At 30.9% G+C, this 21,189-nt stretch carries 18 protein-coding genes and 1 pseudogene; 9 read left to right on the forward strand and 10 right to left on the reverse strand.

From position 1 onward, the window contains the following. Positions 1-15 precede the first annotated feature (15 nt). The 5 genes and pseudogenes from A8C32_RS19075 (at position 16) to rlmB (ending at position 8,522) form a co-directional block, all read left to right on the forward strand. Positions 16-804, forward strand: a complete 789-nt coding sequence (locus tag A8C32_RS19075; RefSeq protein ID WP_123803487.1) for a hypothetical protein — start codon at positions 16-18, stop codon at positions 802-804. 734 nt (positions 805-1,538) lie between these two features. After that, complete coding sequence (locus A8C32_RS19080; RefSeq protein ID WP_069831968.1) at positions 1,539-4,835, forward strand: SusC/RagA family TonB-linked outer membrane protein; 3,297 nt, start codon at positions 1,539-1,541, stop codon at positions 4,833-4,835. Between the two features lie 10 nt (positions 4,836-4,845). Next, positions 4,846-6,375, forward strand: a complete 1,530-nt coding sequence (locus tag A8C32_RS19085) for a RagB/SusD family nutrient uptake outer membrane protein (RefSeq protein WP_069832107.1) — start codon at positions 4,846-4,848, stop codon at positions 6,373-6,375. A 168-nt stretch (positions 6,376-6,543) separates the two neighbouring features. Next, positions 6,544-7,691, forward strand: a pseudogene (locus A8C32_RS21225) (transposase); the annotation flags it as partial. 96 nt (positions 7,692-7,787) lie between these two features. After that, on the forward strand, positions 7,788-8,522 hold the full coding sequence (gene rlmB, locus A8C32_RS19100; RefSeq protein WP_069831971.1) for a 23S rRNA (guanosine(2251)-2'-O)-methyltransferase RlmB: 735 nt from the start codon (positions 7,788-7,790) through the stop codon (positions 8,520-8,522). On the opposite strand, the gene A8C32_RS19105 is transcribed toward rlmB, so the two are convergent. Next, complete coding sequence (locus A8C32_RS19105) at positions 8,519-9,262, reverse strand: rhomboid family intramembrane serine protease (RefSeq protein WP_069831972.1); 744 nt, start codon at positions 9,260-9,262, stop codon at positions 8,519-8,521. The genes rlmB and A8C32_RS19105 overlap by 4 nt on opposite strands. A 309-nt stretch (positions 9,263-9,571) precedes the next feature. On the opposite strand from A8C32_RS19105, the gene A8C32_RS19110 reads away from it, so the two are divergent. After that, positions 9,572-10,849 (forward strand): replication-associated recombination protein A, encoded by a 1,278-nt coding sequence (locus tag A8C32_RS19110; RefSeq protein WP_069831973.1) that lies wholly within the window; start codon positions 9,572-9,574, stop codon positions 10,847-10,849. 35 nt (positions 10,850-10,884) lie between these two features. On the opposite strand, the gene A8C32_RS19115 is transcribed toward A8C32_RS19110, so the two are convergent. The 6 genes from A8C32_RS19115 to radC are packed head-to-tail and all read right to left on the reverse strand — an operon-like array spanning position 10,885 to position 16,446. Next, complete coding sequence (locus A8C32_RS19115; RefSeq protein ID WP_069832108.1) at positions 10,885-11,730, reverse strand: hypothetical protein; 846 nt, start codon at positions 11,728-11,730, stop codon at positions 10,885-10,887. Continuing rightward, entirely contained in the window at positions 11,720-13,147 is a 1,428-nt protein-coding gene (locus A8C32_RS19120) for a DUF5723 family protein (protein WP_069831974.1), read from the reverse strand. The genes A8C32_RS19115 and A8C32_RS19120 overlap by 11 nt, the downstream gene beginning before the upstream one ends. Positions 13,148-13,149: 2 nt before the next feature. Beyond that, entirely contained in the window at positions 13,150-13,704 is a 555-nt protein-coding gene (locus A8C32_RS19125; protein WP_069831975.1) for a hypothetical protein, read from the reverse strand. Positions 13,705-13,734: 30 nt separating this feature from the next. Further along, positions 13,735-14,424, reverse strand: a complete 690-nt coding sequence (locus A8C32_RS19130; protein WP_069831976.1) for a YjjG family noncanonical pyrimidine nucleotidase — start codon at positions 14,422-14,424, stop codon at positions 13,735-13,737. Further along, positions 14,414-15,715, reverse strand: coding sequence for a polysaccharide deacetylase family protein (locus tag A8C32_RS19135; protein WP_069831977.1), 1,302 nt, complete (start codon positions 15,713-15,715; stop codon positions 14,414-14,416). The genes A8C32_RS19130 and A8C32_RS19135 overlap by 11 nt, the downstream gene beginning before the upstream one ends. Before the next feature lie 32 nt (positions 15,716-15,747). Continuing rightward, on the reverse strand, positions 15,748-16,446 hold the full coding sequence (radC, locus tag A8C32_RS19140; RefSeq protein ID WP_069831978.1) for a RadC family protein: 699 nt from the start codon (positions 16,444-16,446) through the stop codon (positions 15,748-15,750). 316 nt (positions 16,447-16,762) lie between these two features. Between radC and A8C32_RS19145 the strand changes: the two genes are divergently transcribed. Together A8C32_RS19145 and A8C32_RS19150 are read left to right on the forward strand one after the other, a co-directional pair. Continuing rightward, positions 16,763-17,041, forward strand: coding sequence for a hypothetical protein (locus A8C32_RS19145; RefSeq protein WP_069831979.1), 279 nt, complete (start codon positions 16,763-16,765; stop codon positions 17,039-17,041). Positions 17,042-17,189: 148 nt separating this feature from the next. Beyond that, entirely contained in the window at positions 17,190-18,146 is a 957-nt protein-coding gene (locus A8C32_RS19150) for a WD40/YVTN/BNR-like repeat-containing protein (RefSeq protein ID WP_069831980.1), read from the forward strand. Positions 18,147-18,165: 19 nt separating this feature from the next. On the opposite strand, the gene A8C32_RS20825 is transcribed toward A8C32_RS19150, so the two are convergent. After that, entirely contained in the window at positions 18,166-18,348 is a 183-nt protein-coding gene (locus A8C32_RS20825) for a hypothetical protein (RefSeq protein WP_069831981.1), read from the reverse strand. On the opposite strand from A8C32_RS20825, the gene A8C32_RS21565 reads away from it, so the two are divergent. Further along, entirely contained in the window at positions 18,290-18,568 is a 279-nt protein-coding gene (locus tag A8C32_RS21565; protein WP_165605869.1) for a T9SS type A sorting domain-containing protein, read from the forward strand. The two genes, A8C32_RS20825 and A8C32_RS21565, sit on opposite strands and share 59 nt — an antisense overlap. A gap of 32 nt (positions 18,569-18,600) precedes the next feature. Here the strand turns inward: A8C32_RS21565 and A8C32_RS19160 are convergent, their stop codons facing one another. Then, positions 18,601-19,953 carry a UDP-N-acetylmuramate--L-alanine ligase gene (locus A8C32_RS19160; RefSeq protein WP_069831982.1) on the reverse strand — a complete coding sequence of 451 codons (1,353 nt, stop codon included), beginning with the start codon at positions 19,951-19,953 and terminating at the stop codon, positions 18,601-18,603. A 214-nt stretch (positions 19,954-20,167) separates the two neighbouring features. Beyond that, positions 20,168-21,124, reverse strand: coding sequence for a tetratricopeptide repeat protein (locus tag A8C32_RS19165; protein WP_069831983.1), 957 nt, complete (start codon positions 21,122-21,124; stop codon positions 20,168-20,170). Positions 21,125-21,189: the final 65 nt, after the last annotated feature.

Below are 21,189 nucleotides of genomic sequence, written 5' to 3' on the forward strand. Positions count from 1 at the left end.
ATTAAAATGAAAAAAATGAAAACTATACTTAAATATTTTTGCCTATTATTTATTGTTGGCAGTATTTTTTCTTGCCAAGATGATGACAAAGAACAATTTCAATTGTTTAAAGGCAATGACGCACCATTTGTTAATATAATTCTCAACAAAACACTAATAGGTAAAACAGCCGCTCTTGATGAAGAGGTTATGGTTGGAGTAATCGATGCCCCTGGTAAAAATGTAGACTCTTACACTTTAAGTGTAAGAGTAACAGGAAGTACAACTACAAATTCTGTAGATTTAACTACCATAACTACATTTCCTACCACGGTAACTTATTCAACTATTGAATTAGCGTCTGCATTAGGAATTTCTTTAAACGACTTAGAACCCGCAGACGAGTTTGAATTTTCTGGTGTTTCTACAGGGAGAGGATTTACACTAACTAGTAATAATCTGGCACCAGATTTGTTTGGTCAACCAGAGCAAAACCAAGCATATGATTTCTCTTTAACTTTGTTTTGTAGCCCAGCTCAAGGAAATGTTACAGGGGATTGGACACTGGATTTAACAGATACCTTTGGTGATGGTTGGGATGGCGCTTTTATTACCGCTACAATTGACGGAGTGGACACCAACTATACTATTAGCGGTGGAGCTAGTGAGCAGCATATTGTTAACGTTGCCTCAGGCTCATCTGTTATATGGACATACACACAAGGTTCATTTGAAGAAGAACACATCTGGTCTATGACTGGTCCAGATGGAACAGTCTACGGACCTTTCGATGGTAACAATGATATCCCTTTTTGTTTCTTTTAAGAAAAAAATAGTTTAAATAAAAAAACCGAGAATTATAATTCTCGGTTTTTTTATTTAACATTTGTCCCTTTAAAAGATATTCAAAATATAACTACATAAGATTATATATTTTAATCATTCACCTGAATAATATTATATTGAAATCATCTTGACTTTTTCTATATCCTAAAAACACCCAAAATTCTCCCATGTTTCAGTTATTTTCTCATGCATAGCACATGTTATGCTTTTTTAAAAATAACTTTATCTGAACAAATTTTAACTCATTTTCGTTTAAAAATAAAAAGTCAAGATAAGTTCAATCACAAAAATAATTCTTGTGAAAAACACTTCAAAAACTAATAATCAAAATACACAAATTCTTCAATTGTAAAATAGGCAGTATTTACAGACATCAAATTTTTATATAATAATAGCCCAAACACAAAGTCTAATATTAAATAAGAAAATACTTATTATAATTAAATATTTGTAGCTTTTTATTTGCTGAATATCAAATAGTTGCTACTCTTTAAGAAACTCAGGAATTAATTATTATTTATTAGTAAAAATGTAGTAAAAGACAAAACAAATTTGTAAGACACTATATTTTAAATAATTACAAATTAACTCATGTCATTACATTTTTACCCATTATTAAGTATTCGTTTCTATAAGAAAATTTAACCATTATTTATTGTTTTATTAACTTTTAATTGTGACTTTTGGCGACGACTAATTCAAATAATTATAAAATGAAAACAAAGTTTAGTGGAATTCTAACGCTATTACTAGCGTTTGTCGTGCAAATAAGTTTTGCACAAGGAAAGACAATTTCAGGTACGGTCTCAGACGATTCTGGTTTACCGCTACCAGGAGCAACTGTCTTAATTAAAGGCTCAACCACAGGTACATCTTCAGATTTTGATGGTAAGTATTCAATTACAGCTAATGAAGGAGCAACTCTGGTTTTTAGCTTTGTTGGGTACACTACTCAAGAAATCCCAGTAGGTCAATCAAATAATATAAATGTAATTCTTTTAGAAGATGCTCAATCCCTAGAAGAAGTTGTTGTTGTAGGTTACGGAACTTCAACAAAAAAATCATTTACTGGAACTGCAACAACTATTAACTCTGAAAATATTGATGCAAAATCTACACCCAACATTTCTCAAGCTCTTACAGGAGAAGTCGCTGGTATTACTGTCATAAATTCTTCAGGGCAACCAGGAAATGTATCTACTGTTCGTATTCGTGGATACGGTTCTATTAATGGAAACAGAAACCCGCTTTATGTTATTGATGGAGTACCATTAACTGTACCTCGTTTAAGAAATAGTGCAGTTGGAGATGATAATCAAGAAGCCGATTTTAATAACACAATTAGCCCTTTAAATTCTATTAACCCTCAAGATATAGAAAGCACTACAGTCTTAAAAGATGCAGCTGCAACAGCTATATATGGGTCAAGAGGAGCAAATGGAGTTATTTTAATAACAACAAAAAAAGGTAAAATTGGAGAATCTTCTATTGAAGTCGATGTTAAAAGTGGATTAAACACTCAATTAATACCTAGATATGATGTAATTACTTCTCCAGAAGAATCTATAGGATATATATGGGAAGGTATTTATAATAGAGGTATAGGTGAAGGCGAAGCTGACCCTGTGGCTTATGCTAATTCATTATTATTTACTACAGATTATATAGATCCTGCATATAATTTATGGAATGTGTCTAACGCAAGTGATCTAATTGACCCTACAACTCGTACAGTAAGACCAGGTGTTACAAGAAAATACACTCCTGAAAGTTTTAGAGACTTAAGTTTTCAAACTTCTTTTAGAACTGAAGCTAATTTACGCATAAGTGGAGGAAACGAAAAGACTAAATACTTTGCTTCGGCTGGAGTATTAGAAGATAAAGGCTATGCTATAAAAACAGGATACAAAAGATACAATACCAGATTAAACGTATCATCAAAAGCTAAGAAATGGTTAAAAGTAGGATCAAATATAACATATGCATTCTCAGAGAGTTTAAATAATGGTCAAGCAGTAGGTTCTGAAAATCTATTCGAATTTGCAGACAAAAACCCTCCTATTTTTCCTGTTTTTTTAAGAGATGATGATGGAAATCTAGTTCCAGATGATATATTTGGTGGTAATCAATATGATTTTGGTTCTGCTTCTCCTCATGGAAGAGAAAGAAAAAGCGCTAATTTACTTAATCCTATAGGTAGTGCTAATTATGATTTCTTAGGTAGTAAACGCCATGATTTTATTGGTAATTTTTCTGCTGAGATTTTATTTAGTAGTAATTTAACTTTTGAAACAAAATTCGGTCTTCAATATTCAAAAGATAGACAAAAAAGTTATAACAACCCTTTTTATGGTTCAGAAGTAAATTCTGGAGGGTCACTTTTTCAACGTGACAATCAAGATGTCAGCAAAAACTTTTTACAATTATTAAGATACAAAAAAAGCTTTGATTTACATAGCTTGAGCTTTTTAATAGCTCATGAAAGCAATGAATATAGTAGAGAAAGAAATACAGTTCAAAAACGTGAAGCTGCAATTCCAGGGTTACTTGAATTAACAAATTTTGTTGTTCCACAAGGTTCTCCTTCTGGCTTTTTAGAAGAAGCAGCAATTGAATCGTATTTTTCTCAATTAAACTATAATTTTAAAGACACTTACTTCTTATCTGGTTCTATTAGACGAGATGGTTCTTCTCGTTTCTTAAATGAAAAATGGGGAACATTTGGTTCTATAGGTGCTTCATGGATAGTAAGCAATGAAGACTTCTTAATAAACAATAACACAATATCATATTTAAAATTAAAAACATCTTATGGTATTATTGGTGATCAAGATGGTATAGACTTTTACCAATCATCAGACACGTTTAACATAAATAATCTTAATGATCAAGTTTCTTTATCTCAACGCTTAAATGGAAACCCTGATTTAACTTGGGAAACATCTAAAATGTTTCAAATAGGTGTAGAAACATCTTTAACTAAATTTATTGATCTTGATATAGATTATTACATTAAAAATACTGAAAATCTATTTTTTAATAGAAGAGTAGGTTCTTCACAAGGTATATCTTCTATTACTGTAAATGATGGTGTTTTACAAAACCGTGGTCTAGAATTTAATTTAACTGCTCATTTAATAAAAACAGAAAATGCTTATTTAGATTTTACAATTAATGGAGAGCGTATAAAAAATGAAATTACGAAAATGCCTATAGAGCCTTCAACTAATAAGCCTAGAATTATTGATACTTCGGCTCTTTATTATGGTTATTCAGAAGGAAGTTCAATATTTGATTTTTTCCTTCGCGAATGGGCTGGTGTAGACTCTAACACAGGAGTAAGTACGTGGAATCAGTATTTTGATGACGCTAATAGTAATGGTACTTTAGATACAGGAGAAGAACTAAATGTTAATTTGACTCAATATTTAAATGATAATCCTAATGCTAATATTGAAAAACAAACAACTACAAATTTTTCAGATGCCACTCTTAAGTATGTTGGGAAATCTAGTATTCCTAAATTACGTGGTGCATTTAGATTATCTGGCCAATATAAAAATTTCAGCTTAAGTACTCAATTTACTTATAGTCTAGGAGGATGGGCTTTTGATGCTCAATATGCTGAATTAATGAATGATCGCTTTGGAGCTGGCGCAAATAACTTCCATAAAGACATTTCTCAAAGATGGCAACAACCTGGAGATATTACAGATGTTCCTAGAATATCTGATAATTTTGATACTAATGTTGGTTCAGCATCTACAAGATGGTTAATTAAATCTGATTACTTGGCATTAAACAATATCCGCTTTGGTTATTCTTTACCAAGTAAATTTCTTAAGAATACAGGAATAAATAGTGTAAACTTATCTTTAACAGGGGATAATTTATTTGTTACTTCAGCTAGAAAAGGTTTTAATCCTATAACATCTGAAACAGGTAATACAGGAAGACGTTTATATGCTCCTTTAAGTAATTTAAGCTTAGGTGCACGTGTTAAATTTTAAAAAAAGCAATATGAAAAATAAATTTTCAATTTCAATATTAATAGCAACTGTTACAGTTATTTTTTGCAGTTGTGAAAAGGACTTTTTAGAAAAAGAGCCTACTGAATTTTTTACTCAAGCACAAATAACTGAAGCAGGCGAAACTGATCCAGGTGTTATTGCTGCAACAGTGAGAGGTATTTATTCCCAAATGGTAGAAGCTGAATCCGGTGGAACAACAGGTGATGATGATTTTGGTCAAAAAGGTTATGATATTTTTAGTGATATGCTTTGCGGAGATATGGCTTTATCTCAAAGCTCTTTTGGATGGTATAAAGCTAGTATAACAGAGTTTCAGGGCACACAAGATTTCACTTTCGCTGATAACAGACAAGTATGGAGATATTACTATCGTATTATACGATCTGCTAATGCTACAATTGGTGCTTTAGGTGGCAATGACGCTATTCCTGAATTACAACAAAATAAATACTTACTAGGACAAGCAAAAGCAATTCGTGCACATTCTTATTTTTATTTAACTCAATTTTATACGAATGATTATAATCCTAGTGCAGAAATTTTACCATTTTACGATGATATTGATGATTTAAATGGTCCAAAAGTAACTACTAAATTTATTTACGATTTCATGGAAAACGATTTAAAGTCTTCTATTTCTTTACTTGAAGGTTTTAGTGGTGCTAAAAATGAAATAAATAAAGCTGTGGCTCAAGGCATCTTAGCCTACGTTCTTGGATCGAAACGCGATAGTTGGACAGAAGTTGCTACTTTAACTAATAACATAATTAACAATGGAGGGTATCCTCTAATGAGTTCAGAAGAAGTAACAGGAGGATTCAATAGTGTTAATACTCCTGGATGGATGTGGGGTATCGATTTGACTCTTGAAATTGGTTTAGATCTTGTTTCTTGGTGGGGACAAGTGGACTCTTTTACTTTTAGTTATGCTTGGGCTGGCGATCGTAAATCTATTGATCAAGATTTATATGATGCTATACCAGAAAATGATATTAGAAAAGAACAATTTAGAGATGATGAATATCCTGGTAGGTTTCTACAACCTTTAAATAAATTTTATGATCCTAATAGAGTTATTGGAGGACAAAGAAATGTTGAAACAGACTATGTATTTATGCGTATTGCTGAAATGTATCTTTTAAATGCAGAAGCTTCAGCAAAATCTGGAAATGAAGCAAATGCTATAGCTATTCTAAAAGAATTATTAAGCAACAGATTACTTCCTATTGACGATGACAATGACCCTAATACACCTCCTATTCCTGCAGACATTAATTATGTTGATGGTTTGAGTGGTCAAGCTTTACTTGATGAAATTTACTTACAAACTCGAATTGAATTATGGGGTGAAGGCAAAAGTTATTTAGCTATGAAAAGAAATAAAGCTACTGTTACAAGAGGCTCTAATCACCTTTCATTTGTTGGAGAACCAATACCTTATAATGACGAAAGATTATCTTTTGAAATTCCTGAGTTGGAAATTCAAAATAATCCTTTCATTGATAGTCAAAATGAATAAAATTTCATTCTGTTATTAATTACACTAGTTTTTATGAAAAACTATTTCAGGACGAAACAAATTTTAGATAAAAAAACCACCTTAATTTAAGAGGCTACTGAAAAAGTATAGATATACTAAAAAAGGGGAAGAATTTTAAAAATTCTTCCCCTTTTTGTATTTTTAGTTATGCTATCACAACAACATACTCTTTCTCTAAGTGAATATAGTTCACTTTATGATTTAATAGTTCCTCAAGATAATTTATTGAGGAAAATCAACGATTTAATAGACTTAAATTTTATTTACGAAGAACTTCTATCTAAATACTCTCCAGACCAAGGTAGAGTTGCTGAATGTCCAGTCAAATTATTTAAATACTTATTACTAAAAGTGATTTACACCTTATCAGATGTTGATGTGGTGGAGCCTTCTAGATATGATATGTCTTTCAAGTATTTTTTAGAAATGTTACCCGAACAAGGAGTTATCAACCCCAGTACTTTAACAAAGTTTCGTAGACAACGTCTTAAGGATACGAATCTATTAGATTTATTAATTAACAAAACTGTTAGTATTGCTGTTGAGAAAGGTATTATCCGTTCTAACTCTATCATTGTAGATGCTACACATACTCTGTCTAAATCTAATCTTGTTTCTGCTATTGATGTTTTACGAGAAAGATCCAAACCTGTTTAATAGGTATCAAGAAGATTGGAAAGAGAAAATGCCCACTAAAAATGATAGTTATGATTTAGAATAAGAAATAACTTATAGCAAGGAATTAGAAACTTTATTAGAGGCCTCTCTCTCCTGTGATTAGAGAAGTTCCTTCTATAAAAGAAAAATTGAATTTATTAAAAGAATCTATTGATGATATAGAAGCCCAGAGTCAGGGCGTTATCTCTAAAGATATGGATGCTAGAATAGGACACAAATCAGCAGACACTTCCTTCTTTGGATTTAAAACTCATTTGGCAATGACCCAAGAAAGAATTATTACTGAAGCAGTTGTTACCTCGGGTGAAAAAGGAGATGGTCCTATTTTACCATTACTTATAGAACAAAGTCAAAATAATGGTTTAGCTGTAGATACAGTCATTGGAGATGCTGCTTATTCGGGAAATAAAAATTTAGAATTAGCCAAAGAAAAAACATTCAGATAGTCGCAAAATTAAATTCTATTATTAGTCAAGGAATTAGAAAGAAACAGGATGCCGTTTGATTATAATAAAGATGCAAACATGTTTGTTTGCCCTGCAGGACATATGGCGGTAAGAAAAGCAATGAATAAAAAAACAAAATTATTCATATCTAAAAAAGAGACTTTACATTTTTTACATGTAAAGTCTCTTTTTTAGCCTAATTGACAGAATAAGGTTGTTTTTTCAGTGGCCTCTTAATTTAAGGTGGTTTTTTTATACCTTTACCCCATGCAAGAGCAAACACAAATTTTTGGTATTAGAGCAATTATAGAAGCTATCAATTCTAATGAAACTATAGATAAAGTCTTTCTTCAAAAAGGATTGAAAGGAGAATTATATAGCGAATTAGAATCTTTAGTTAATAAAAAATCAATTAACAAGTCTTATGTACCTGTTGAAAAACTTAATAGATTAACAAATAAGAACCACCAAGGTGCCGTTGCACAAATATCTCCTATAGAATTTCACGATATAGAAAGCTTAGTGTCAAGTGTTATAGAATCTGGTAAAACACCTCTTTTTTTATTACTTGATCAATTGAGTGATGTTAGAAACTTTGGAGCAATTATACGTACTGCCGAATGTACTGGTGTAAACGGTATTATTATACAGAAAAAAGGTGGTGCTCCGGTAAATGGTGATACTATTAAAACTAGTGCTGGTGCGGTATTTAAAGTTCCTATTTGTAAAGTAGACCATATTAAGGATGCTGTGTTTTTCATGCAAGCTTCAGAGATAAAAGTAATTGCCGCGACTGAGAAAACAGATAAAACCATATATGATGTCTCCTTTACTGAACCTTGTGCTATAATTATGGGATCTGAAGGCAGGGGTATAAACCCTTCAACACTTAAAGTTGTAGATGCTAAAGCTAAACTTCCTCTACTTGGAGAAATTGAATCTTTAAATGTTTCTGTTGCTTGCGGCGCTTTTTTATATGAAGCTATTAGACAACGTCTTTAATCATCTTTATTTTCTTTATAAGTATAATTAATATGTATTATATCATGAGCTTCTAGATCCTCTGGTTCTATAGGCTCTATACTTTCTATAAAATTCCCTTCTTCATCAAAGTGTTTTAAAAACGGATCATTGTCTTCATCATAATTTTCTTGTTCCCATACATACTTTTTAGGTTTCGCTATTTCTTTTCTAAAAAATAGTGCAAATATTAATCCCGTAATTAATCCTCCCATATGCCCTTCCCAAGAAATACCTTCTTCGATAGGTAAGGTATACCAAATCATACTTCCATAAAGAAAAATAACGAGAAGAGATAACGCTATAAGCCTATAATGCTTTGCAAATACTCCTTTAAAAAAAGTAAAACTTACTAATACATATATTAACCCACTAACTCCTATATGGTATGACGACCTACCAATACACCAGGTAAAAAGACCTGAAAATAAAATCCCCAAAAAAACAACTTTCCATGCAATAGGGCGATAGAAGTAAAACAACGCCATGGATAATACAAATAAAGGAATTGTATTGTGATAAATATGTTGAATATCTCCATGAATAAAAGGGCTTAATAAAACACCTCTTAAACCTTTTACAGTCTGCGGATATATACCATATCTACTAAAATTGAACCCAAAACGAACCTCAAACCAAAATACCAACCAAATGATAAGCACAAAAAAAACGGGGTATGCAACAACACCTGTTGAAAATTTAAATTGCTCTTGTGTTCTCATCTAATAAATTATTAATTTAATGTATCTAATTAATCTCATAATAAATTCAGTGACTTATATTGAGATACTTAATTATATCTATAACCTTAATTAAAGATAACAAATAGCTAACCAACTTAGTACTTAATGCTATAATGGCAGACATCCCTAACCTATAATAAAATAGTTAATATATTTGGTTATACACAACGTAAACTAAGCCACATATATTTTTATAAGATCAACATAAATAAACCTTACACAAATAAAGTACTGTCCTGTTTTACAAAAGGACACGTTAAAAACAAAAAAATATACTAATTTTACTTTATGAATGAACCATTAGCTGAACGATTAAGACCTAAGATTTTAGATGACTATGTGAGTCAATCACATTTAGTTGGGAAACAAGGGCTACTAACGCAGCACATTAAACAAGGTTTAATACCGTCAATGATTTTTTGGGGACCTCCCGGTACTGGAAAAACAACACTTGCTAACATTATTGCTACTGCATCTGGCAGACCTTTTTATACATTAAGTGCTATAAATTCTGGTGTTAAAGATATTAGAGAGGTTATTGAAAAAGCAAAACAAAGCGGGGGTTTATTCACTACTAAAAACCCTATTTTGTTTATTGATGAAATTCATAGATTTAGTAAATCTCAACAAGACTCCTTATTACAGGCTGTAGAAAAAGGTTGGATTACATTAATTGGGGCAACTACTGAAAATCCAAGCTTTGAAGTTATATCTGCACTTTTATCTCGTTGCCAAGTATACATTTTAAATGCTTTTGATAAAAATGATTTAGAAACACTTTTAAGACGTGCTATTGAAAATGATGAATATATATCTAAAAAAAATATAACGCTTAAAGAAACAAAAGCACTTTTAAAAGTCTCTGGAGGTGATGCTAGAAAGCTTCTTAATGTATTTGAACTTATAGTAAATTCTTATGACTCGGATAACATAGTAATTACTGACGATGTCGTTTTACAAAAAATTCAAAACAACACCGTACGTTATGATAAAACTGGCGAACAACATTACGATATTATTTCAGCATTTATAAAATCCATACGGGGCAGTGATCCTAATGCAGCCGTTTATTGGCTTGCTCGGATGATTGAAGGTGGTGAAGATGTAAAATTTATAGCTAGACGTTTACTTATTTCGGCTAGTGAAGATATTGGTAATGCAAATCCAACAGCTTTAGTTATTGCTAACAATACGTTTCAAGCTGTTTCAACTATTGGTTTTCCTGAATCAAGAATCATACTTAGCCAATGCGCTACTTATTTAGCTTGTTCTCCAAAAAGCAATGCTGCATATATGGCTATTGGTAAAGCGCAACAACTTGTAAAGGAAACAGGGGATTTAAGTGTTCCGTTAGAAATTAGGAATGCTCCAACCAAACTCATGAAAGAGCTTGGGTATGGTGATAATTATAAGTATGCTCATAATTATGAATCTAATTTTGCTGATCAAGAATTTCTACCCGAAGAAATTAAAAACACAAAGCTTTATGAACCTGGAAGTAACGCTAGAGAACATGCACATCGCGAATTTTTAAAACAGCGCTGGAAGGAAAAGTATAATTATTAATTTATTTATTGTAGTAACTTAAGATTATTTTTTAATTAGAATTTAATATTCAATACAAACTGCCTTACAACATTATCTGTATAATATTCTATAACCCAATCGTCTCCTTTTTTATATATAATAGCACTTTTATTTTCAACTAAATAGACCTCTTTTAATTGAGTACTTTTAATTTTATAAATCACTTTTGGAGAACTATCTACCAATTGAAATCCATTTTCAATTTCCTGCGCATATAACACTTTTTTCTCCGCTTTCATAGACTCTTCAACGACTGTTTCAGGTTCTTGCTTTACAACCACAGAAGCTTCTTCTTCCTTTGAAACTACGGCTTCTTTCTCTTTTTTTAAACTCTGTATTTCTTCTCTTAATTGTTGTATTTCTTCAGCAACTTCACTTTTAACAGGATTAACTTTAGGTGTTCCTAAAGACGTTATACTTTCGGTTGGTTTATATTTATAGTTAAGCGCTTCAATTGATTTAAAGGCTGCTCTTATAGCTAAGTTATAAGCTGTCTTATATTCTTTTTCTCGACTTTCTCCTGCTCCTGATGTATAAACTACTTTATCATTACAATCTTTAAGTACTACATTCAGTTTTGTTTTAAAAAGACCAGATCCTTTAATAACATTAGATCTTAATGCTAAACATCTGTTTCTAACTAGATCTTCAGGATAATTTTGACCTTCAACTAAAGCTTCAAACCCATATTTATTAAATAAAAACTTTGTTAATGAATTTAATTGATATTGGTCTTTTTGTTTTAAAAAATCAAATTTATTTGGAACAATAATATATTTATAATTATTTAAATTTGATTGAGAAAATACAGTTGTTACAATGAAACATGTTATAACAATAGAAAAAAATTTAGTCTTCATTTTTATTAAATATATAATTAAATCCAAATTGTAAAGATACACTTTGTACATTATATACATTTCTATATTCTATAAAATTATCTGCCATAAGATAAAAGTTAGCACCTCCTAAATGAGCAGAAAGCCCTAAACCAATATTATTAAAAGAATATGAATCTATAGTGTATGTTGCTTTTACTCGTAACCCATTAAAAAGTCTTCTATAATAATAAGCAGTTAAAGCTAATTGCGGGCTTTTTGGCCTTTTAATAGCATATAATTGAGCTCCTACAGCATTTAAATAAGGACTGTCTTCCATTATACAATTACAATCCTCACTTAGCTTCTCACCAAATGCATAATTTAAAGACGCATTAAACTTTACAGGACGCCATGTCGTATATTTTGTGGCTGTGGTATCTACAGTAAATAAATCTTCAAATTCTTCTTCTATATCAGTCCAATATTCATCTGCTGTCTGCCCTTGCTCTGTTGGTACAATAAGTGGATCTACCCCTTCAAAAACAAAACGATCCTTTACTTTATAACTTTCTACATCTTTAGAATGCCTAATAAACCCTATATCTAATAAACTAGAATCGAAAGTCAATTGATCTGTTATTTGATATGTAAACCCTAAATCCATTCCTAAACCTAGATTACCTCCAAACATGAGTCGTTTTCTAATCGTTTTTATATTCTCATTTTCATCATAATCCTCTTCACTATTATCATCTACTAAACTTGCGATACCAGATGTTCTTGCTTCTAAATCTAAATCGAAAACATGATTATATATATTATTTTGTCCAGGCACAGTAATAAAGCTCCCTTTATTTTTTACTGAATTAATATTAGCTATACTGGAATAAATTTTACCTCTTACGCCATAAGTAAATTTAGAGTTTACTTTTTTATTATAGCCAACGTGAAATACAGAAAGAACATCTGCACTTAAGCTTAAATGGTCTAATTTAAAAGGTTTATTTATATTACTTTGGTTACCCTCTAAAGCCAAAATAGCATAATCTTTAGGAAAATATGCAATAAAATCTAATTCCTGATAAAGCCCAAAACTTAAGTATTCGCTTTTTTCATGAGTATTTCCAAACTCAAATCCTCCTGAAAAAATTTCTAGCTGCTGCGTAGCAGTAAAAAAATCTTCTGGTTTCATATTATTTACAACGTTTTCTAACTTAGTGTTAAAATCGATACCATCGTCTGCAAATAAATCGTAAGCAGAAACTCCAGAAGAACCTATATTTAGATGTAAGTGTGACAATAATGGTATTCCAAAATACCCCTTGTTTTCTGATATTTTACCTCCAGGATTTAACAATAAGGATTGTGGTATTTCTGAAAAACCATATAACAACTGCTTATTTTGCGAAAAACTTAGGCCTGTAAAAAATATAAGTAAAAAGGGGGCTATCTTCATTATTATGATTCTATGTTTAAATAAAAAACACCTTTAGATTGTAAATTAATTTCTCCTACGGTATTTAATGTTATTGGGGTTCCTGAAAGCATCGTTAATGTAATTACTAATGATTTAGTATTTTTTAAATCCGTCAACGAATCCCCTTCAAAAACTTCTGTATGTGTTGTAACTACATCTTGATTAGAAGGAGAAGCGGGTGCTGTAAACGTAAGTGTATGGTGTACTTCATTTATTTCATTTAAAAAATCTATTTGCATTGAAAAACCTCTATTAAAAGAGTTTGTCGATTCAAAAACAAATTCGGACTTCACTAGATTGTCCTGAATAAAATCATCATCAAAAACACTAATACTAATAGCGTCTTGAATTACACTTACCTCACTTCCTCCAGCAAAAAAATTACTAGCAGTTCCTTTAAAGAACACTATACTAGACTCTACAACTGGCTCTATTTTTAAATCATCTGCCTGATTAAAATCTACAGCCTTCGTGCAACTAAACATAATTGCTAGTAGAAGACTTAATATTATATACTTTCCTTTTTGTTTTAACATTTTTATACTATAAACGATTTTAAGAGTTACTTATAAATAATCCTTTAAGTCCAATAAATTAGTTACTCTTTTGATATTTGTATTTAAAGTTACAGTATTAATGTCAAAAAAAATAGCTTCCATTCCAAAATTTAACGCTCCCGTAATATCAGCTTCATAACTATCCCCAATCATAATACTAGATTCTATTTTTGCCCCGGCTTTATTTAACGCATATTCAAAAATTATTGGATTTGGTTTTTTAGCACCTGCTAATTCGGAATTAGTAACTGTTTTAAAATATTTATCTATTTTAGATTTTTCCAATTTCCCCTGCTGTACCTCATCAAATCCATTAGTAATAATATGTAGTTTGTAATTAGAACTTAAATAATCTAAAATTTCAGAAGTATTCTCTATTAAATGGTTATAGGAAGTTAAATAAATTATATAATCCTCAGATAATTTATATATCAAATCATCATCTACATGAAAACCAACAGCTTTAAATGTATCGTTCAATCTACAAAAACGCAATGCCTTTTTTTCAATTTTATCTTCTCTGTAAAGCTTCCAATACTTTAAGTTTATGTAAATATAATGAGTCAGGAAATCGTTTACATTAATATTTACGTTATTTATTTTGAAAATTTTCTCAAATGTTAAAGCTGAGTTTTTATCAAAATCCCATAAAGTATGATCTAAATCAAAAAAAACATCTGTAATTCCTTTAAGCTTCATCTACTGATTCTAAAATAATATTAAACAACTCTTTAAATCCTTTCCAGTTTCCTAAATCGTTAAACGTATAATTATGAAACACAGGAATAAACTCACCATTTACCTGTTTTACTTGGTTAATGATTTCATTTAAAACTTTCTTTTTATCTAATAATGATCGATTTTTTAATAGCGCATAATCCATAGTATGGTATGAATTAATCATTAAAGGCGTTTGTACTTCATAACCCAAATCATAAAACAAAAAAGGTGTACAAGAACCTGCTCTAAATCCTACATGATCTACATATCCCATAGTATAATCTTCTTGAATTTCTAATTCCACAAGATTTCTATACGCTTCTGGTAAATTAAGTTTTGAAAAAGATTGTCTCGAAGCCTTTAATGTGGTATTCAAAATATCTTCCATTCGTGATTTTTCTTTTTTTAAAATAGATATTTTATCTATACCAAAAAAAGATATTTTCACTCCTACCCTAGAATAATCTGCAACGCGCTTAATAAGTGATGCAAATTTCTTTTTATTGGGATTAATCCCTTTATCATAAGTTGAATAATCTCCTACTAAAAAAAAGAATAAAAATTTAAACTTAGTCTGTTTTTGTTTATTTATTATATATTTAAAAGTATCAAAAGGATCATGTTGAAAACCTAAAATCACTACAAACCTAATATATAAATTTTTAAATTTAAATCTAGTTAAATCTCTAATAGAACCTCCTAAGGTTCTTATAATACTTTTCAACTTATAATTATATGCACTGGGCACATCAATAATAGGTTTTATACTATACTTTTTTGTTGGAAATTTAAATTTCGAAAACTGTTTTTGCAACGCTTCTTTAAATTTATAAGCCCAAATATCTACAACAGGTTGTTCCAAAAACCCTTCTTTATATGCTAAACTTTCTATTGCAATAAAACGTCCATATTCATCCTTAACATGAGGTAAATACTCTTCATATCGTGATAACAAATAAAAGGCTGCCGAAAAAATATCGAAAGGAATTGCACTTTTATCACCATTGAAAAAAAAGCACTTTGTTTCATCCCAATTCTGAATATTAATCTCTATCTCACTAAGGCCTTGTTCAAATAATATATCATGACTTTTAACAAAAAACTCATTTCCTAGCTGTTGCTTAGTATATGACATTTTCATATTGTCATGAGCAATAAACTCTTCTATTTTTGTAGTAAACCCAACCTTAATACCTAAAACTCTTGTGCAAATATGCTTAAAAACATATTTTAATCTAGGTGATATTTTGTGAGTATAAACTAATAACATTCTTAGTGGACAATTTTTAATATTAAATTAATTTACAAAATTCCTTGATCTGCAAAACTAAAATATGCTTTTTCTGTTATAATTAGGTGATCTAAGACTTTTATATCTAAACTTTGTGCTGCAATTTTTAATTTTTGAGTAATTTGTTTATCTGCTTCACTAGGGTTTAAAGCTTCAGAAGGGTGATTATGTGCCAATATTAATCCAACAGCCCCTACTTCTAATGCATTTTTTAAAACCAAACGCACATCTACTAAAGTTCCCGTAATACTACCTTTGCTTAATTGATTTTTTTGAATGACTTTATTAGAGTTATTTAAATAGATAATCCAAAACTCTTCATGTTGAAGCTCGCCTATAACGGGCTGCATAAGCTCAAAAACCGAGTTACTTGATTCTATTTTCACTTTCTCTAAAGCCTCCTCTTCTCTTCTCCTTCTCCCTAACTCTAAAGCTCCTGCAATCGCTACTGCTTTAGCCTCTCCAATACCATTAAACTCCTTAAGTTGTTTAATAGACAATTTACCTAATGCACTTAAATTATTATTTACTGTTGCTAAAATACGTTTACTTAACCCTACAGCACTTTCATTTCTATTACCTGAACCAATTAATATGGCTATTAATTCGGCATCACTTAATGTTTCTTTTCCTTTATTTAGTAGTTTTTCTCGAGGTCGATCATTTTCTGCCCAATCTTTTATTGAAAATGACAATGGCTTGTCTTGCATTTGATAAATATAAATATTGTTAATATGAGAAGCAATTTAATCACTATAGAACGTCTATTCTTTTATAAAATTACTGATACTATATAAAAGTTCAGATTTTGGTGCTACTTGGACTAATATTACTGGCAACTTAGGAGTACGTATTACATCTTCTTCAAATGGAGGGTTTGACAATCCTGCTGGAATAGATAACTTTAGTGTTGGAGATAAATATTATAGAGCCATATCGTACTGGTTAGGTATTCCAAAAGCAAGTGCTAAATCTACATATAATCAATTACCTCCATCTAATATTCTTGCAGTATATAATCGTTTAGTGGTTAACCCTAATAATGAAAATGAAATTTATATTTCTTTTAATGCTAAGCACGATTTTACATTTGAGCCTAGGGACGTCTGGAAAACTGAAGATGGCGGAAATAACTGGTTTCCTTGTGCTAGATCTAGCAGTTATTGGTACAGCTCTAGAGATGATGCTTATTGGACTTCAAGAAACAGTCCAAACAATGTAAATGTAAAATTTTCACATTTAGAAAGAGAACTTCAAGAACGCAATGAAATTTCTGGTAATCGTTTTTTAGAAACTAATTGCTAATGGAAATGTATTTATTAGTATTGATCAACAAACTTTACGATCAAATAATGGAGGTGCTAGTTGGGGTCCTGTAGATAATTTTGAAACGTCAATTGGAAGCAAAAAATGGATTGGACGGGGAGACAGTAATCTACCTGGTCGATTTTTATTGTTAGAAACAGGAGTTCCTAATCGTAAACTATTATGTAGTGGAGAACATGGTCTTTGGCAAACTACCGATACAACTGGATTCCCTAATGTAGATGATTTAACTGTGGCTGTTCAACAAATTGAAGGTCAAGTACATCATGGAGGTGCCAAATCTATAGCTTCTGTTGCAATACATCCTAATGACCCTAATACGATTTTCACATTGCAATTTCGTCAAAATCATAGAGGCTATTTACGTAAAACTACAGATGGTGGAGTGACTTGGAATAATTTTGCTTTTGCTTTTGATGGTGACTACTCAGGAACCAATGAATCTTTAGATCATATTTTTCAATACAACCTTCTTATTAATCCAAAGAAACCTGAAAGAATGTATTTCTGCACCATGGCTAACCCTATTGCCGAAGTTAATTCTGCTTTCAGGATAACAACACTTCCTGAGGATCTTGGTGTAAAAAGAAGTTTTGATGGTGGACTCACTTGGCAAACTTCAAATAGTGGTATGCCTGCAGACATGAGTGTTCGTAGAATTACATTTAATCCTAAAAAACCATGGCAAATGTATCCTGCCTTAAATGAATCTAAAAATGGTGCTCCTGGTGGTTTATATTTTTCTGATAATAGTGGACAATTCTGGAATAAAGTTATTATCCCTTCTGAAATAAAAGCGGTAAACAATGTGTTTGTAGATAAAGCTACTGAAGATATTTTTATATCATGTGGGCGATTTACCAGTGGAAATGTTAATGAAGGTGGCGTTTGGAAAAACTCTGATGCTGGAGTAACATGGATTAAAATTTTTGATATGCCTTACGTTTGGCAATCTGAGACCTCTCCACTAAACCCTAATTTAATTACTGTTAATGTTGCTTTACAAAATGCCAAAAACAATAATTCTGTAACCCTATTTAACCCTAGTGCTTATGTCTCATTTGATGTGGCAGTACTTGGTTAAAAATTAGTAATAATTTAGGTCAACCCGATGTTATTACCGACTTAAAACCAGATCCAGAAAATTTAAATGTTTTCTGGCTTGCATTAAAAGGAAGTGCTTGGGCTAAGGGTTTGTATACTGGCAACAATCCTTTATCAAATAAATTGAGTATTTCTCCTGTAAAAAAAACGATTAAATTATGTCCAAATCCATCTAATAGCAAAGAGGTTTATCTAGAAAGTATTTTATTTAAATGTAGTCATTCAATGGATTTAGGTATCTATAACATAGAAGGTAAATTAATATTAAATCACAAGGGTTTAAAAATTCAAACTAATAGCTCTAGAATTAAAGTTCCAACTAAAAATCTAGATAAAGGTATTTATTTAATGAAAATAACTTTAAACAATAAAGAGTATATAAAACGTCTAGTTAATAAGTAAACCTATAATTAATTTAATAGAAGGTTGAAAATTTAAAACAATCCTTTTACCTCATCAAAATCCAAACCTCCATAATTACCAGAACTCATCAAGAGCAGAGCTTTGTTATCAAAATTTTGATTAAATAAAAACGTTTTAAAATCGTCTGGGTTAGTATAAATAATTAAATCATCACGCTCAAATGCTGTAGCAATTTGATCATGAGTGACTTTTTCAAGTTTTTTAATTTCTACAGCATCTGGTGAATAAAACACTACAGCTACATCTGCGGCATCTAATGCGCCTTTGTATTCTTTTAAAAACTCTGCATTTAAACTACTATAGGTATGCAATTCTAAACAAGCTACCAATGTTCGGTTCTCGTACTGTTCTTTTACGGCTTTGGTAGTCGCTTCTACCTTACTTGGTGAGTGCGCAAAGTCTTTATAAGCTACACTTGCGTTACTTTCTGCTATTTTTTCTAAACGCTTGCTTGCACCTTTAAATGTTGCAATGGCTTCATAAAAATCGTCTTCGTCAATACCCATATGCTGACAAATCCATTTAGCACCTGCCAGATTATTTAAATTATGTTTTCCGAATACTTCTATTGGTAAAGGACCTTCTGGAGTGTCTATAAGTGTTTCTCCATTTTCAATTGTATATTCTGGAGTTTGATATGCTATTTTTCTAATAGGGTTTTGCGATGCTTCTACAACACGTTTTACTTCTCGGTCTTCTTCGTTATAGTTAATACTTCCTCCATCTACTATAGAATCTACAAAAATTCTAAACTGCTCTACATAATTTTCATAGGTTGGAAATACGTTTATATGATCCCAAGCAATACCGCTTAATAAAGCGATATTAGGTTTGTATAAATGAAATTTTGGTCGCCTGTCTATTGGTGAGCTTAAATATTCATCGCCTTCTAGAACAATAAAATCATTATTACTTGTGAGCTTAACCATGACATCAAACCCTTCTAATTGTGCACCTACCATATAATCGACATCTCTATCGTGATAATGCATAACGTGAAGAATCATCGAAGTTATGGTTGTTTTACCATGACTTCCTCCTATTACAACTCTTGTTTTATGCTTGGACTGCTCGTATAAGAACTCTGGATAACTATATATTTTTAAGCCTAATTCTTGGGCTTTTAATAACTCTAGGTTATCTGCTTTGGCATGCATACCCAATACTATAGCATCTAAACTACTCGTTACTTTTTCTGGATACCAACCAAATGCTTCTGGTAATAAGCCTTTTACTTCTAACCTTGATTTTGAAGGTTCAAATATAGCATCATCACTTCCAGTTACTTGATATCCTTTATTTTGTAGTGCTAAAGCTAAGTTGTGCATTGCCGCTCCACCTATAGCTATAAAATGTACGTTCATGAGTTGTTTTTGAATATTTCAAATATAGTTTTTTCACTTCGAATTCTCGAATAATTAATCTTGAAATTGCTTTTGATTCTTTTTTTTAGAAAAAAGTCTTGACTTAAAATTATAATTATACTTGCGCGTTAGGGATTGAAATGAAAATCCTTTTTGTGAGGTACAAACAAAAAGATTGTAATGTAAAGCCCGACCCTTGGGGAACGTCCAAATATTAGAGATTCAAAATTTTCTCTTTATGCGTCTTAAATGGTTTTATTTCTGGAAGTTCCTTAATAGCTAAATTAATATACTTCAATGCTTTTTCTTTATTTTTTTGATGCATATGTATTTGTGCCAAACGGTAATGTGCCCAAGCGATAGGAACACCATCTTTAGCTGAATAATTTTTTAAATAGGTTAACAAGCATTGCTCGCCTTTTTGTAATTCGATATTATATTCTGCAGCTACTTTTCCTATTTGATAATGAAGTGCGTTTCGCTGAAGTTTTTGCTGCGCTTCTTCAATATTTTTAATAGCTTTTTCGGGTTTGTTTTCTTTTTTATAAAAACTAGTGAGTTTATTAAAACAGTTTAACGAACCGCCTTCTTTTATTGCTAATTTATAATATTTCTCGGCCAACTCGGGTTCATCGTCATATTCGTAAACATAGCCTTTTGCTAAATAACCATCTACCTTGGAGAGGTTTTCTAATTCGGCTGCGTAGTGTAATGATTTTTCTTTACTGCCTCCAATAATAGCTGGTAACTGCATATATAATTCTACTAATGCCCAGCGGGATTCTATATGATTTGAATCTAATTCTGCTGCTTTTAAAAATGCGCTTTTCACGTCTCCAATAATACCAAGTGCTTTTATTTTATTTATAGATAGTGCTTTCATGCCTAAAGCTCCTCCATGTTTATAATGATAATTAGCACTATTTTGATTTTTGTCTACTAACTTTTTATATTGTTTAATAGCATCGTCCCATTTTTTTTGGTGCCCATATGTATCTCCTAATAATTCTAATGCTTTTATATTATCTGGGTGAGTTTTTAAATATTTAGTGATTAAACTTTCGGCTTTTTTAAACTCCTTTTTTTTAAAATACACATCCACCTCATCCAGATTTGTAGATTGACAAATGGCCACGATAGGGAATAGAAGTATGAGCAAAAGTTTATTCATAATGATTTAGTAATTATCGCAAAAATAAGATTTCAATTGAAACTCTTAAATATTAAAAATTAAGA

This window comes from Flavivirga aquatica, assembly GCF_001747085.1.
In the GTDB taxonomy this organism is placed as follows: Bacteria; Bacteroidota; Bacteroidia; order Flavobacteriales; family Flavobacteriaceae; genus Algibacter_C; species Algibacter_C aquatica.